Source organism: Hymenobacter fastidiosus (genome assembly GCF_039539565.1).
Taxonomy (GTDB): domain Bacteria; phylum Bacteroidota; class Bacteroidia; order Cytophagales; family Hymenobacteraceae; genus Hymenobacter; species Hymenobacter fastidiosus.
The window spans coordinates 1-13283 of the sequence record NZ_BAABDJ010000031.1 but is presented as its reverse complement, the minus strand read 5'-3'; the positions used below and the strand labels follow the sequence as shown (position 1 = coordinate 13283).

The window sequence follows — 13283 nt, the reverse complement described above, 5'->3', positions numbered from 1 at the left end:
GACGCGTAGGGCAAGCCGCAGCCGATCAGCACCCAGACCCAGAAGCGGCAGCCTTACTCCGGCTCCGTTTTCTTTCCGGCGTACCGGTCCGCCCGCCGCTGATCCAGGTAGGTGACGACCATAGCCACGAAGATGCCCACGAAGGGCACGCAGAACCCAAACAGCAGCCACCGCCACAGCGACCGGTCGTTCATGTGGGCAATATAAGCTGTGAGCAGGCCGGACAGCAGGCACGGAAAACACAGGGCAACGGCAAGAGCAGGATCCATCGATTGAGGAAACCGCAAACTACCGGTATCGTTCCGGAATATATTCCAGCTGCCGTTCGGGCTGCCAGTCGGCCGGCTTCAGATTGGGGTAAAACCATGAGGCCCCATCTTTCAGCCACCGTTCCCGGTGCCGGCGCGCCCCGGCGGGGGAATAGTCGTGGTAGCCGAACTCGGCTCCGCAACACTCGCAAAAAGTAAAGTCCGGGGTCTGGTCATCAAGGCCCCAGGGAGATTCTTCGTACGCCAGCCCGCAAACGCGGCAGTGCCATAAGCTCAGGGGCGGATAAATAGCTGCTAAGGTTTCCATAATCACAGTAAGGGTAAGGGTGGCTATCGGACTTTGCGGCGCTTCACGAGGTAGGCGTACAGCACTTTATCGAAGGGCTCACGGATATCAACCGGCACGAAATCAATCTTGAACTGCCCGCAGCGCAGGGCCAGCTCGTGCTCGTAGTCGCGCATGGCGGCGCGGTACTGCTCGCGCACCTGCGCCGGCTGCAGCTTGATCTGCTCCCCGGTTTCCACGTCCTCGAACAGGTAAGGCCGGTCGGCAAAGTCGAAATCTGCCTCCGTGGCGCGGTCCATGACGTGGAACAGCAGCACCTCGTGGTGCTGGTGGCGCAGATGCTGGAGCGCGGCCAGGCTGCGGGTCTGCTCCTCGGGGCTGCGGCCCAGCATATCCGAAAACAGCACCACCAACGAGCGTTTGGGAATCTGCTGGGCAATCTGGTGGATGACGCCCGCTACGTCGGTGGTAGCGCCGCGTGGCGCGGATGGGCGCTCCAGCAGCTGTTGCAGCGTGAGCAGCAGCGTGTGGCGGTGGGCGGTGGTGGAGCGCACCGGCGTCTGCAGCTCCACCTGGTCGGCGAAGGTGACCAGGCCCACGGCGTCGCGCTGCTTTTGCAGCAGCGTGGTGAGGGCCGCCGCGCAGAGCACCGCGAAGCGCAGCTTGTCGTGGCCCGGAGCCGGATAGTACATGCTCGGGCTCACGTCGAGCAGCAGGTGGCAGCGCAGGTTGGTTTCCTCCTCGTAGCGCTTCACGAAGAGCTTATCGGTGCGGGCAAACACCTTCCAGTCGAGGTGGCGGGTGCTTTCGCCGGGGTTGTAGAGGCGGTGCTCGGAGAACTCCACCGAAAAGCCGTGGTAGGGCGACTGGTGCAGCCCCGTGATAAAGCCTTCCACCAGCTGGCGGGCCAGAAACTCCAGGTTCTCGAACGAACGGACGGCAGCCAGGTCAAGTGGTTGGGCCATACGGCAAATATTAAAAAAATGGAATAAAGCTTAGCAGCAACTCCCGCGGAAGCAAGCGGGCTAAGGTATCGACTCGACTGGATTCAACGGGCTGCTTTTGGCCGTTCGGTCGAAGGAATGCCGGTTCCTGGGCTGCCCAAACCGCCGCTTAACAAAGATAGCCAGGGTTTTGACTAAAAAATAAGACCCCGAAATTTTTATATCCGGTCCGAACGATTTACTTTGGGAAGCAATTCAATCATCTTGGAATAACTCAACCCTTGGAAGGCCCGTGGAAGACCGTCACGATCAGGAAGAAATTTACTCCCAACGCATTAAAGCGGGTAAGCGCACGTACTTTTTCGACGTGAAAGCAACGCGGGGTCAGGACTACTACCTCACCATCACGGAAAGCAAGCGCAAGCTGCGCGACGACGACACGTTCACGTACGAGAAACACAAAATATTCCTGTACAAGGAAGACTTCATCAAGTTCGTGGATGCCCTGCAGGATGCCGTGGAGTACGTCCGCGAGGAGCTGCTGAGCGAAGAGGAAGTAGCCGAGCTGGACCGCCCCCGGCAGCCCTACGACGAGCAGCCCTACCACAGCGACAACCACGACCCCACGCCCGTGAACGGCAACGTGAGCGACGATAACTACTAACGGACCCGGCCTAGCGAGAACAAGCCTTACGCTGCCTCCATCTGCCCACGGCGCGCCCCGGTTTTCAGCCCCGGCGCGCCGTTTGCGTGCCCCTCCGCCGGTGGGAAGCGGGCAGTTGCTGCTGCTTTCCCCGGAAATCAGCCGTACATTTGCCCCTTGGAACAGCTCCCAAGGCTTACTTCCTACTTCTTAATTCCTCCTTCTTACTTGAAACCATGGGTCTCCGCTGCGGAATCGTCGGTTTGCCGAACGTGGGTAAGTCCACGCTGTTCAACGCCCTTTCGAACGCCAAGGCCGAATCGGCCAACTATCCGTTCTGCACCATCGAGCCCAACGTGGGCGTGATTACCGTGCCCGACGAGCGACTCCAGATTCTGGAAGCGCTGGTGAATCCCAAGCGGGTGCTGCCGACCATCATCGAGTTCGTCGACATTGCCGGCCTGGTGAAAGGCGCTTCCAAGGGGGAAGGGCTGGGCAACAAGTTCCTGGCCAACATCCGCGAGGTCGACGCCATTATTCACGTGGTGCGCTGCTTCGACGATCCGAACATCGTGCACGTGGCCGGCGGCGTCGATCCGGTGTTCGACAAGGACGTGATTGACACCGAGCTGCAGCTCAAGGACCTGGAAAGCATCGACAAGAAGCTGCAGAAGTCGGAGCGCTCGGCCAAAGCCGGCGACGCGGCGGCCAAAAAGGAAGTAGTGGCGTTGCAGCGCTTCAAGACGGCGCTGGAAGCCGGGCAGAATGCCCGCGCCATAGTGGCCGACGAAACGGAGCTGGAAGCCGTGGCCGACCTGCAGCTGCTCACCATCAAGCCCGTGATTTACGTGGCCAACGTGGACGAGGCCAGCATTAAGACCAACGGCAACCACCACGTGACGGCGCTGCGCGAGCACGTGAAAGCCGAAAGTGCCCAGGTGGTGCTGGTATCGGCGGCCATCGAGGAGCAGATTGCCGACATGGAAGACCCCGAGGAAAAGGAAATGTTCCTGGGCGAGTACGGCCTCACCGAGTCGGGCCTGAACAAGCTGATCCGCGCCTCCTACGAGCTGCTGAACCTGATTACCTACTTCACCGCCGGCGTGCAGGAAGTACGCGCCTGGACCATCCACCGCGGCGACAAAGCCCCGGCGGCGGCCGGCGTCATTCACTCCGACTTCGAGAAAGGCTTCATCCGCGCCGAGGTTATCAAGCTGCCCGATTACCAGGAGTACAAGACCGAGGTCAAGATCAAGGAAGCCGGTAAGATGGCCGTGGAAGGCAAGGAATACGTGGTGCAGGACGGCGACATCATGCACTTCCGGTTTAATGTCTGAACCACGGATTCGTCCGGATTTTTCGGATTGGTCGAATTTCTGAACCACGGATTCGTCCGGATTTTTCGGATTGGTCGGATTTTGTGGACGATTGATTGCGCGGGCGCAATTCCGGTTTAGATTGTGGCTGGGCGGCTTTAGCTGCTCAGCCATTTTTTATGCCATTGCTATGCTGCTCGATACCCGCTTCAATGAGCTAACGCACCGTATTATTGGCTGCGCCATGATGGTTCACCGAACGTTGGGCAACGGTTTTCAGGAGGTTATTTACCAGCGTAGCTTGGCCGTAGAATTGGAGCGGGCAGGGTTGATTTTCGCGCGGGAAATCGAAATGCCGATTTTCTACCAGGATGTACAAGTAGGCGCGCGGCGGGTTGACTTTTTGGTAGAGCAAACAGTCTTGGTCGAGCTGAAGGCCCTGACAGAGCTTAACCTGTCTCATTATGCTCAGATCATCAACTACCTGGAAGCCTACCATCTGGAGGTCGGCTTGCTCATCAACTTCGGCGAAGCCAGCCTGAAACACAAACGATTCCTCAAAAACCAACCCCACCCAAACTAAAACGACACGCTTCCAATTCAGGAAACGTGTCGTTCTAGTTTGAGTGGGGCAACAAGCGCCGTCCACAAAATCCGACGTGTATAGTACCGTTCTGCCTGGATTAGTGACGAGAGCAATAAGCGCCGTTCACAAAATCCGACGTGTATAGTGCCGTTCTGCCTGGATTAGTGACGAGAGCAATAAGCGCCGTCCACAAAATCCGACCAATCCGGACGAATCCGTGGTTCAGGCTACTTACCCACTACTTTAAACAGCGAGCCGGTGGGCAGCTTGTCGGTAAGCTTCATACCGTTCAGGATGGCCAGGCTTTCGCGGCGGGCGGCGGGAATGCCGTTGGCGGCGAGGGCCGAGCCCAGCGTCTGGCCCGCTTTGGCCGTCCGGATGCGGATACGCTCGGGCTGACGGTTCAGCTTGCTGGCCTCGGTGAGGCGGGCAAAGCCCTGGGCCGTCCGCTGAAACTGGGGAGCATAGGTTTCGAAAGCGGCCGGCGCGGTCAGGCCCACCAGGGCGTAGATGGACTGCCCATCCTGAATCAGGTAGGTGAGCGTGCGGGCCGTGATGCCCTGCTGTCCCTGCTGGTCCTGCCCGATCTGGTCGCCCTGAATGGCCATGGCGGGGAAGCTGTTGATGGTGGTGCGGCTGGCCTGGGGCGACTGCAGATTCAGCTGCTTGGCCAGGGCCTCCGCGGCGGCATCGAGCGTACCGCTGCCGGCCGGCACGAGGATGATGACGGCTTTGCCGCTGGGCTCCGCCATCTGGAACTGCGAAGGCGAGTTCTGCGACTTCCAGCCCGCAGGAATGGGGAAGCGGAATTTCAGGTCGGGATGGTAAAACACGCCGCCTTCCACGTAGCCCTCGCGCGGGTTGTCGCCGTAGGGCAGGCCATCGATGAGCCGCAGGTACTGGTCGCGGTTCACGGCCAGCTGGCGGCCGGCTTGCTGCTCGGCCTGTCCGGCCATCTTTTTCACGTTCTGGTAGCGGTCGGCCGAGTTGGGGTGCGACGAGAGGAACGTGGGAATAGTGGCGGCGCCGCTGCTTTGCTCGGTGCGCTGCAGCGTCAGGAAGAAGTCGGCCATCGAGGCCGGGTCGTAGCCAATCCTGGAGGAGTATTTCACGCCCAGCTGGTCCGACTCGTTCTCATCGTCGCGGCCGTATTTGAGCAGGCCCAGGCCTACTACCTGCGAGGCCGGCTGGGCAATGGAGGCCACCCGCTTCGAGAGAATAGAACCCAGCAGCAGCGCGCCGTTGGCAATGGTGGAGCGGGTCTGCTGCTTCTGGCCGTGGCGGGCCGTGATATGGCCGATTTCGTGCCCCAGCACCCCCGAAAACTGCGCCTCGTTGTTGAAATGAGCCATAATACCCCGCGTGAAATACACGTGGCCGTCGGGCGTGGCAAAGGCGTTGATGACGGGCGAATCGACGATGGTAAAGCCTTTTATATCAGCGGGCCGGTCCGATATGCGGCCCATCTGCATCCCTTTCTCATCGATGAAGCGCTGGAGATTGGGACTGTTCAGCAGACCAAACTGGGCCACGATCTGTGGGTCGGGCTGGGCACCCTGCACGGGAGGCGCGGCTACGGCTTTTTTGCCGGGGCCTTCGGTGGGATGAGTAGAGCTGGCCAGGGGCAGGAGCAGCAGGGCAAGAGCGCCGGTGTGCAGGCTGCGAAGACGAGGGAAATTCATGAGAGTGGGCGGCGGCATGGGCCGCGTAGAGTGGAAAGGATGAGCTTGCAACGGCGGCCCCGCGGGGAGGGTTGCGGGCCCGGGCATCGCCCCTGCAAGCGAGAATTAACCGGGGCCAGCCAAAAAACCTGCCAACTACCGGCCGGCACCGGCAAGTACCGCTGAGCTGCCGCCCGGCCAGACGAGCAAACCGCGTTTTTCACGCCTCCGATTCAGCCCTGCCGCTCCGCCTACCCGCTTCGCTCGTTCGGCCGGGCCGGAGCCTGGCCGCACTTGATTTGGCAGGACCATGACCATAGCCGGGAATTACTTGCCCACCACTTTTATCAGCGAGCCCGCATTCACCTGCTCGTTCAGCGGCATACCGTTTAGAATCGACATTTCCTCCAGCCGTTTTTCCGGCACGCCATTGGTCTTGAGCGCCTGCGACAGGCTGCTGCGCAGCTTCAGGGTTTTGATGCGGAGGTGCTCGGGCTGGCGGTTGAGCTTGTCGGGGTCGGTGAGGCGGGCAAAGCCTTCCATGGTGCTGCTGAACGTGGGCTGGTAGCCCGGGAAATCGGCGGGCGCCGCGGCCCCCACCAGGGCGTAGATGGTCTTGCCATCCTGAATCAGATACACCAGCGTGCGAACCCCGGCTACCGTCTGGCCGGTTTGCGGGTCCTGCTGCACCTGGTCGGCCACGAAAGTCAGGGCCGGAAAGCCGTTCACGCTCACCCGGCGCGGGTCGGTGGGCTGGAGGCTGAACTGCTTGGCCAGGGCCTGGGCGGCTTCGTCGAGCGACGCGCCGGGGGCCAGGGCCAGCATCATCAGGGCTTTGCCGGCGGGGTCGGCCATCTGGAATTGCTGGGGCGTGTTCTGGTGCTTCCAGCCGGCCGGCACCGGAAAGCGGAACTTCAGCTCGGGGTGGTAGAAGGCGTTGTTTTCCACGAAGCCCTGCCGCGGGTCCTCCCCGTACACGAGGCCGTCGATGAGGCGCAGATACTGGTCGCGGTTGATTTTGAGGGTAGTGGGGTTGCCGTTCTGCTGCTTCCACTGGTCGGCCAGCTCGTGCACGCGGTTGTAGCGGTCGGCGGGGTTGGGGTGCGTCGACAGGAAATCGGGTATGGCGGGCGTGCCGCTCTTGGCCTGCTCCCGCTCCAGGGTCCGGAAGAAGTCGGCCATCTGGGAAGCGTCGTAGCCGATTTTGGAGGAGTACGCCACCCCCAGCTCATCGGACTGGCTTTCGTCGTCGCGGCCGAACTTCAGAAACAGCAGCTGCATGCCCTGGGTGGCCTGCTCGCCAAACTGGGCCAGCCGGGGCGAGGCAATCATGGCCCCCATCAGCCCCACCTGCCCGATGATGGCGTTGGTTTGCTGCTTGGCCGAGTGGCGGGCCGTAACGTGGCCGATTTCGTGGCCCAGCACGCCCGCGAACTGGGCTTCGCTGTTGAAGTGCGCCATAATGCCGCGGGTGAAGTACACGTAGCCCCCCGGCACGGCAAAGGCGTTAATCACCGGCGAATCGACGACGCGGAACTGGTAGGCCAGCTCGGGGCGGTGGGAAATAGCGCCCATAGCCTTGCCCTTGTCGTTGATGAACTTCTGAAGCTTGGGGTCGGGATAGAGGCCAAACTGTGCCGTCACGGCCGGGTCCGACTGCTGACCCATGGCCAGCTCCTGCCCTTTCGAGACGAGCATCACCTCTTTTTTTCCCGTGACGGGATTGGTGGAGCAGGCCGAAGCCAACAGGAGCGTGACGGCGGCAAGCGGCAGCGTACGATTCATCATAGAGCAGGGAGAGAAAGAATGCTTTGCTGCAACGCGGTACCCGCGCTTTGGTTACAGATCAGCTTCAAGGGCAAACGGCCGGCCACCAGGCCGCGAATATAGATCAGCCTCTACGTAATCGGGCGTTCCGTACCGGAAAATGCTATGTTTACCCGGCAGCAGCGGCCGGCCAACCGACCACTATTTTCAGGCAGCACCATGACGGACAAAATACTGGCTTCCCTGCGGCAGCTCAATTTTATAGGGGCGGAGCAGGCCGACACGATAAGCCACTACGAGCGCACCAGGCCCTTTTCGTTGTACTACGAGCTGCGCACGCTGCTGTCGGTGGGCGTGACGGCGCTCAGCACCGGGCTGGGTTTGCTGATCTACCAGCATATCGACAGCATCGGCCACGGCGTGATTGTGGCGGCCGTGGCCCTGCTCGCCGCCGCCGGCTTCGCGGTGGCCTACCGGCTCCGGCAGCCCTTTACGTGGCAGGCCGCTCAGCCCGCCGTGGCCGCCGATTACGCCCTGCTGCTGGGCTGCCTCACCCTGCTCACGCTGGTGGGCTACCTGCAGTTTCAATATACCTTCTTCGGAACCCGCTACGGCCTGCTGGTGCTGGTGCCCACGGTGGTGTTCTTTGCCTGCGCCTACCGTTTCGACCACCGCGGCGTACTGTCGATGGCCATTACGGGACTGGCGGCCTGGGTGGGCGTGGCCATTGCGCCGCTGTCGGCCTTCACGCAGAACAACTACGCCCTCCCCCACCTCGACGCGGCGGCCGTCGGGCTGGGACTGGGGCTGGCCGCGGTGGGGCTGGCGGCGGAGCATTGGAACGTGAAAAAGCATTTCGGCTACACCTACCTGCTGCTGGGCAGCAACCTGACCCTGGTGGCGGCCGGCAGCGCCCTGTGGCGCAACTCCGCCGAGCCCGGCTTCCTGGCCCCGGGGCTGGCCGTGCTGCTGATTCTGGGGCTAAGCGCCGCCTTGGCTTGGTACGCCCGCCGCACGCACTCCTACCTTTTCCTGCTCCTCGGCGTGCTCTACGGCTACCTGGCCCTCACCTACACGTTTTTCCAGCTGGCTGATACCGGTCCGGGTATCTTCGGAGCCCTGGCAATTCTGTATTTCCCTCTTTCCCTGGTGGGCGTAGTGGTGTTTCTCCTCAACCTGAAAAAGCTTCTGGGCATCCATGAACCGCAAGGCCTATAACGAGCAGGGGATTTTCAACCGGCTCGTGCAGCCCACGGTCCGGCGCTGGTGCAAAAGCGGGCTTATTTCCGCGGAGCAGGCCCAAGCCATCCGGCCGGCATTTGCCAGCGGCTTCTACCGGCCGCACCTGTTTGTCCGGATTGCGCTGTTCCTCTTCACCGGCTTTGCCGGCCTGGCGGCCTCCAGTCTGGTTTTTCTCTTCGTGAATGAGTCCCTCACCGTTGGAAACCAAGCCTTTGAGCTGCGCCTGCTGCCGGGCTGTCTGATAGCCGGGGCGGGCGCTTACTTTCTGCTGGAGCAGCTCATCCGGACGCATCACCTCTACCGCTCGGGCACCGACAACGCCCTGCTCTACCTGGCGCTGGGCTATTGGCTGACGGCGCTGGGGCTTTTTTACGGCATCGTGTTCCGCCAAGCCCTGGACTTTGACCTCCTGATGGCGCGCGGCCTGCTGGCGCTGCTGCTGTTGCCGGGCTGGCTCCTGCTGCTGGCCGCCGTGGTGCGCTACGCCGACCCGCTGGTGAGCGTGGGGGCCTACGGGCTGTATCTGGTAATCATAGCCGTATTTACCCTGCAGTTCAGCCTGGGAAAAGCTCTGCTGCCGTTTGTGCTGATGCTGGCCGCCGCCGGCAGCTACCAGCTCGTCCGGCGGCTGACGCGCCGGTCGGATTACCTGTACTACCGCACCTGCCTGCGGATAGCCAAAGCGCTGTCCCTGGGCTGCTTCTACCTGGGCGGCAACTACCTGGTGGTGCGGGAAGCCAACGCGGCCCTCAACGACCTGCCCACGTCCATCCAGATCAGCTTCGCGCCGCTGTTTTATCTGTTCACCGCCGCAATTCCCCTGGTCTACCTCACCCTGGGTTTACGCCGGGCCGACCGGATTTTTCTGTGCACCGGCCTGCTCACGCTGGCTTTTTCGCTCTACACCTACCGGTTCTACCGCCAGCTGCTGCCCCCGGAATGGGCCCTGACTCTGGGCGGCGCCCTGCTCGTGCTACTCGCTGGCGGAGCCATGCGCTACCTGCGCACCCCTAAACACGGCCTCACCGCCGAGCCCGCCGACCGCCCCGATCCGGAACTCCTGAACCTGGAATCGTTGGCCCTGGCGCACGTGGCGGAAAGCGGCCGGCAAGTCCCGGAGCCCGGGTTCCGGTTCGGCGGCGGCAGCTCCGGCGGCGGCGGCGCCGAGGGCCGGTATTAGCCGGCTGCGCCGAGATAAGTATCCTAAAAGCAGACCGCACTGACGTAGTGTCGCGCTCGGGGTCGTCACCGCGAAAAGCACGTCATGCAGAGCATAGCGCAGCATCTCGCCCGGGGGCGCATGAATGGTAACTCAACGGTCGCATGCGAGATGCTGCGCTGTGCTCTGCATGACGTTCTGTTCCCAACAACGACCACCGGCGAGAGGTGGTGGTGGCGTAGTGGCGGCAAGACACCCGGCTCCACTACGCCATTGCTCCACTAAGGGCGGCGGCCGTTGACGGTGATGGTTTGATAACCGATGAGCAGGTCGGCGCGGGTGCCGGGTGGGCGGTAGTACACCAGCAGGTCGTACTGATTTTCGGTTTCCTGGTGGCTGCCTTCGAAGTACACGTTATCGGGAGCCGCGCCGGGTTTGGCTACCACGTAGGTATAGTTGTAGTAGCCCTGCTTGAGCAGCACGCGGGTGCTGTACTGCTGGGTTTCGGGGTCGTAGGTCATCCGGAACTCGTCCCTGAGCTTCCAGTCGGTGAGGGCGCCCAGGACGTAGACGGGACCCGGGGCCTGCTGCTCGGCGCGAAGCTGGAACGTTACGTTGGCGTAGTCGCCGTTGGTGGCACCACTGCCGTATTCGCGGTTCTCAAATACGCGCTGGCCGTTGATGTCGTCGTACTGGGAGTAGGCCTGCCCGCTGCGGGTGGCCTCGGTGGTGAGCAGCACGGCGCGGGGCGAGGCGTTGGGGTCGAGCTGGGCCATGCCGGCCCCCATCACCCGCAAGGAGCGCAGGTCGAAGAAGCGGAACTCGTTGCCGGCCGCAAACGCATTTTCGAAGCTGAAGTACTGGTAGTCCAGCCGCCGTTCGGCGTCGCGCACGAAGGTGGGGCGCAGGTTCCCCTTGGCATTGTCCCAGCGGAAGTTCTGGCGCAGCAGCACCTTCACTTCCTGGGCCGGATTCACGAGGTTGATGCCCCCGTAGCCGATGGAAAAATCTACCTGCTGCAGCGTGTAGCGCTCCGCCCCGGCCACCGGAATTCCCTGGCGCAGGCTCACTTCCACCTGATTCTCATACACCAGCACCCGCCGGCTCAGCACCGGAACCCCACCCGCGCTCTGCACCATCAGCAGGTAGTTGCCGCTGAGCTTCACTCGCGGCATCTGCATGCGGTAGTGGTAGTAGGGCACCTTGGTGCCCACGCCGGTGCGGTAGTCGGTGATGAGAAACTCATTTATCTCGCTCAGGAACTGCATATCCGTCAGCACCGAGGGCTGCCAGTTGGCGTCGCAGTGAACCAGCTTAGCGATGAAGCGCTGGGAGCTGGCGCCCAGCAGATCGAACTCCAGCGTGACGGGCTGCCCCTGGCCGAGCGGCACCACCGGGGGCTGAAACACTTCCGTGGGCTGGCCCGTGGCCACGTAGCACTGCACCGAGCGCACGTCGGGGTTGTAGACGTGATCCTCGTAGCGGATGGTTTTATCGGCGAAGTACTCGGGCGGGGACTGCTGCCCCGGGGCGGGGCGGCGGGCGGCGTTGGGGTCGGTGATGGGCGTGCCCAGCGGCACGCAGGCCGGAGCAAGCACCAGCAGGAGTGGGAGAAAACGATGCATAAGGGCGAATGTAGCGCGAAGCGCCCGCTTCGCGCGGGCAGGCAGGGCCTTTTTCTGATCCGGGGCGGTATCGTGCCCGCCTCCGGCCCCAGAGCGGTTAAGCTCTACCCCCACCCCAGCTATACGCGGCCTCAACAAACTGACGCTGACCGGCCACCCCGGCAAAGCCCCCGCAGTACAGGTGCCCGACGGCAACGTGGCCGTAGCCCGGTTCTCGCTGACTACCGCCGAAAGCTTCCGCGACAAAGCCGGCCACCTCCACGCCAGCACGGACTGGCATACCGTGGCTGGCATACCGTGGGGCGGTGGCGCGGCCTGGCCGAGCGGGCCCAAGCCTACCTACGCCGGGGCAGTCTGGTATACGTGGAGGGCAAGCTCAAAACCGGCCACTACGACGATGCGGCCGGAGTGCGCCACTACGTCACGGAAATTATCGGCGAGCAGGTGATTATGCTCGATAAGAAACCCAACGAAACGGGCTGAACACTTGCTTCCTGGGGCCACTCTGCCGACCTTCTGCCATGAAAGCTACCATTTCGTTGTGCCTGCTGGCTTCGCGCACCGATTTCCAGGTTTTTTTTCCGTACTCAGCCGTGGCCGTACGCACGGCGGTTCTCGGCGCGGGCGGGCGCTACGAGGCCGCCGCCCGCGGCTATCTGCTGCCCGCCGATGCCGATGCGGTGGCCAGGCTACGGGCCGCCTGCCAGCAGCTGGGCCTGCCGATATACGTGCCGGCCGTGCCGGCACTGGCCGCGGAGCTGCCCCCACCCACGCCCGCCCAGGCACTGCTCGCCCGCTATTGCCAGTTCATCTCCCTGAAGCGCTACAGCCCCCAAACCCTGAAAAATTACCGGGGGGCTTTCCAGCTGTTCCTGGCGCACCACGCGCCGCGCCTGCCGCTGGAGCTCAGCAAACCCGAAGTACTCGATTACCTGGCCGGGCGCGTGGCCACCGGCATCTCCGAAGCTTACCAAAATCTGCTTATCAATGCCATCAAGTTCTATTATGAGCAGGTAGAGGACCAGCCGCACCACTACTACGCAGTGCCCCGGCCTAAGCGCCCGCTGCAAAACCCCAAGCTGCTGGCCAAAGAAGAAGTGAAGGCGCTGCTGCAAGGCACCGCCAACCTCAAGCACCGCGCCATGCTCATGCTGGCCTACGGCCTGGGCCTGCGCCTGGGCGAAGTGCTGGCCCTTACCCCGGCCGACATCGACGCGAAACGCATGGCGCTGTACGTGCGCGGCGGCAAAGGCAAAAAGGACCGCGACCTGCCTTTGCCCGAAAGCCTGCTGCCATTGCTGCGGGAGCAATTCCGACAGTTTCGCCCCGTCATTTTCCTGTTTGAAGGAGCGCAGCCCGGCGAACCATACAGTGCCCGCAGCCTGCAACAGGTGGTGAAACAGGCCGCCGGGCGTGCCGGCATTCGGCGACCTGTCTCGCTGCACATGCTGCGCCACTCCTACGCCACCCACCTGCTGGAAGGCGGGACCGATATCCGGATGATTCAGAGTTTGCTGGGCCACGCCAGTATCAAAACCACCGAAATCTATACGCACGTAGCCCAGCGTACCCGCGTTGCCTCCCCCCTGGATGACCTGGGTCTTTGAAGCGCCGGGTAGCGTAATCCCACCTAATTTGGCAGGGATTACGCTACTTTGTAGCGTACTATGGACGGATTGCCGCTACTTACAGTATCGCGGAGTAGCGGCAATCCAGATGTTGCCTGCTATGTCACGACAGCGTACACAGATACAAACCAAAAATTATTTTACAAGTAATTCTAAG

13 protein-coding genes are annotated in these 13283 nt (G+C 62.3%); 7 read left to right on the top strand and 6 right to left on the bottom strand.

Annotation, left to right across the window (positions count from 1 at the left end; all coding sequences use genetic code 11):
* Nucleotides 1-53: 53 nt before the first annotated feature.
* The 3 genes from ABD833_RS13085 to ABD833_RS13075 are packed head-to-tail and all read right to left on the bottom strand — an operon-like array spanning nt 54 to nt 1520.
* Nucleotides 54-269, bottom strand: coding sequence for an SH3 domain-containing protein (locus tag ABD833_RS13085; RefSeq protein ID WP_345073558.1), 216 nt, complete (start codon nt 267-269; stop codon nt 54-56).
* A 19-nt stretch (nt 270-288) separates the two neighbouring features.
* The gene (locus ABD833_RS13080; protein WP_345073557.1) at nt 289-576 is read right to left on the bottom strand and encodes a hypothetical protein; all 288 of its coding nucleotides are present in this window, start codon (nt 574-576) and stop codon (nt 289-291) included.
* Between the two features lie 23 nt (nt 577-599).
* Entirely contained in the window at nt 600-1520 is a 921-nt protein-coding gene (locus tag ABD833_RS13075; protein WP_345073556.1) for a DUF58 domain-containing protein, read from the bottom strand.
* A 271-nt stretch (nt 1521-1791) separates the two neighbouring features.
* Here ABD833_RS13075 and ABD833_RS13070 point away from each other — a divergent pair, with 271 nt between their 5' ends.
* From ABD833_RS13070 to ABD833_RS13060, 3 genes are all read left to right on the top strand, one after another.
* The gene (locus ABD833_RS13070; protein WP_345073554.1) at nt 1792-2163 is read left to right on the top strand and encodes a DUF3276 family protein; all 372 of its coding nucleotides are present in this window, start codon (nt 1792-1794) and stop codon (nt 2161-2163) included.
* 215 nt (nt 2164-2378) lie between these two features.
* Nucleotides 2379-3479, top strand: a complete 1101-nt coding sequence (gene ychF, locus ABD833_RS13065; RefSeq protein ID WP_345073552.1) for a redox-regulated ATPase YchF — start codon at nt 2379-2381, stop codon at nt 3477-3479.
* A gap of 169 nt (nt 3480-3648) precedes the next feature.
* Nucleotides 3649-4041, top strand: a complete 393-nt coding sequence (locus tag ABD833_RS13060; RefSeq protein ID WP_345073550.1) for a GxxExxY protein — start codon at nt 3649-3651, stop codon at nt 4039-4041.
* A 230-nt stretch (nt 4042-4271) separates the two neighbouring features.
* Here the strand turns inward: ABD833_RS13060 and ABD833_RS13055 are convergent, their stop codons facing one another.
* Together ABD833_RS13055 and ABD833_RS13050 are read right to left on the bottom strand one after the other, a co-directional pair.
* On the bottom strand, nt 4272-5726 hold the full coding sequence (locus ABD833_RS13055; RefSeq protein ID WP_345073548.1) for a M48 family metalloprotease: 1455 nt from the start codon (nt 5724-5726) through the stop codon (nt 4272-4274).
* 306 nt (nt 5727-6032) lie between these two features.
* On the bottom strand, nt 6033-7493 hold the full coding sequence (locus ABD833_RS13050; protein ID WP_345073547.1) for a M48 family metalloprotease: 1461 nt from the start codon (nt 7491-7493) through the stop codon (nt 6033-6035).
* Nucleotides 7494-7691: 198 nt separating this feature from the next.
* Between ABD833_RS13050 and ABD833_RS13045 the strand changes: the two genes are divergently transcribed.
* Together ABD833_RS13045 and ABD833_RS13040 are read left to right on the top strand one after the other, a co-directional pair.
* Nucleotides 7692-8690: a DUF2157 domain-containing protein gene (locus ABD833_RS13045; protein WP_345073546.1), complete on the top strand. Its 999-nt coding sequence runs from the start codon at nt 7692-7694 to the stop codon at nt 8688-8690.
* A complete protein-coding gene (locus ABD833_RS13040; RefSeq protein WP_345073545.1) occupies nt 8671-9894 on the top strand; it encodes a hypothetical protein in 1224 nt (407 codons plus the stop codon). Before ABD833_RS13045 ends, ABD833_RS13040 begins: the two co-directional genes overlap by 20 nt.
* A 260-nt stretch (nt 9895-10154) precedes the next feature.
* On the opposite strand, the gene ABD833_RS13035 is transcribed toward ABD833_RS13040, so the two are convergent.
* The gene (locus tag ABD833_RS13035; RefSeq protein ID WP_345073544.1) at nt 10155-11498 is read right to left on the bottom strand and encodes a type IX secretion system plug protein; all 1344 of its coding nucleotides are present in this window, start codon (nt 11496-11498) and stop codon (nt 10155-10157) included.
* 297 nt (nt 11499-11795) lie between these two features.
* Between ABD833_RS13035 and ABD833_RS13030 the strand changes: the two genes are divergently transcribed.
* Entirely contained in the window at nt 11796-11981 is a 186-nt protein-coding gene (locus ABD833_RS13030) for a single-stranded DNA-binding protein (RefSeq protein WP_345073543.1), read from the top strand.
* 38 nt (nt 11982-12019) lie between these two features.
* Nucleotides 12020-13105, top strand: a complete 1086-nt coding sequence (locus ABD833_RS13025) for a tyrosine-type recombinase/integrase (protein ID WP_345073542.1) — start codon at nt 12020-12022, stop codon at nt 13103-13105.
* Nucleotides 13106-13283 lie beyond the last annotated feature (178 nt).

Bases quoted from the DNA above. Each gene is read 5' to 3' on its own strand.
- ABD833_RS13085 (WP_345073558.1), bottom strand. From the start codon at position 269: ATGGATCCTGCTCTTGCCGTTGCCCTGTGTTTTCCGTGCCTGCTGTCC.
- ABD833_RS13080 (WP_345073557.1), bottom strand. From the start codon at position 576: ATGGAAACCTTAGCAGCTATTTATCCGCCCCTGAGCTTATGGCACTGC.
- ABD833_RS13075 (WP_345073556.1), bottom strand. From the start codon at position 1,520: ATGGCCCAACCACTTGACCTGGCTGCCGTCCGTTCGTTCGAGAACCTG.
- ychF (WP_345073552.1), top strand. From the start codon at position 2,379: ATGGGTCTCCGCTGCGGAATCGTCGGTTTGCCGAACGTGGGTAAGTCC.
- ABD833_RS13060 (WP_345073550.1), top strand. From the start codon at position 3,649: ATGCTGCTCGATACCCGCTTCAATGAGCTAACGCACCGTATTATTGGC.
- ABD833_RS13055 (WP_345073548.1), bottom strand. From the start codon at position 5,726: ATGAATTTCCCTCGTCTTCGCAGCCTGCACACCGGCGCTCTTGCCCTG.
- ABD833_RS13050 (WP_345073547.1), bottom strand. From the start codon at position 7,493: ATGATGAATCGTACGCTGCCGCTTGCCGCCGTCACGCTCCTGTTGGCT.
- ABD833_RS13045 (WP_345073546.1), top strand. From the start codon at position 7,692: ATGACGGACAAAATACTGGCTTCCCTGCGGCAGCTCAATTTTATAGGG.
- ABD833_RS13040 (WP_345073545.1), top strand. From the start codon at position 8,671: ATGAACCGCAAGGCCTATAACGAGCAGGGGATTTTCAACCGGCTCGTG.
- ABD833_RS13035 (WP_345073544.1), bottom strand. From the start codon at position 11,498: ATGCATCGTTTTCTCCCACTCCTGCTGGTGCTTGCTCCGGCCTGCGTG.
- ABD833_RS13025 (WP_345073542.1), top strand. From the start codon at position 12,020: ATGAAAGCTACCATTTCGTTGTGCCTGCTGGCTTCGCGCACCGATTTC.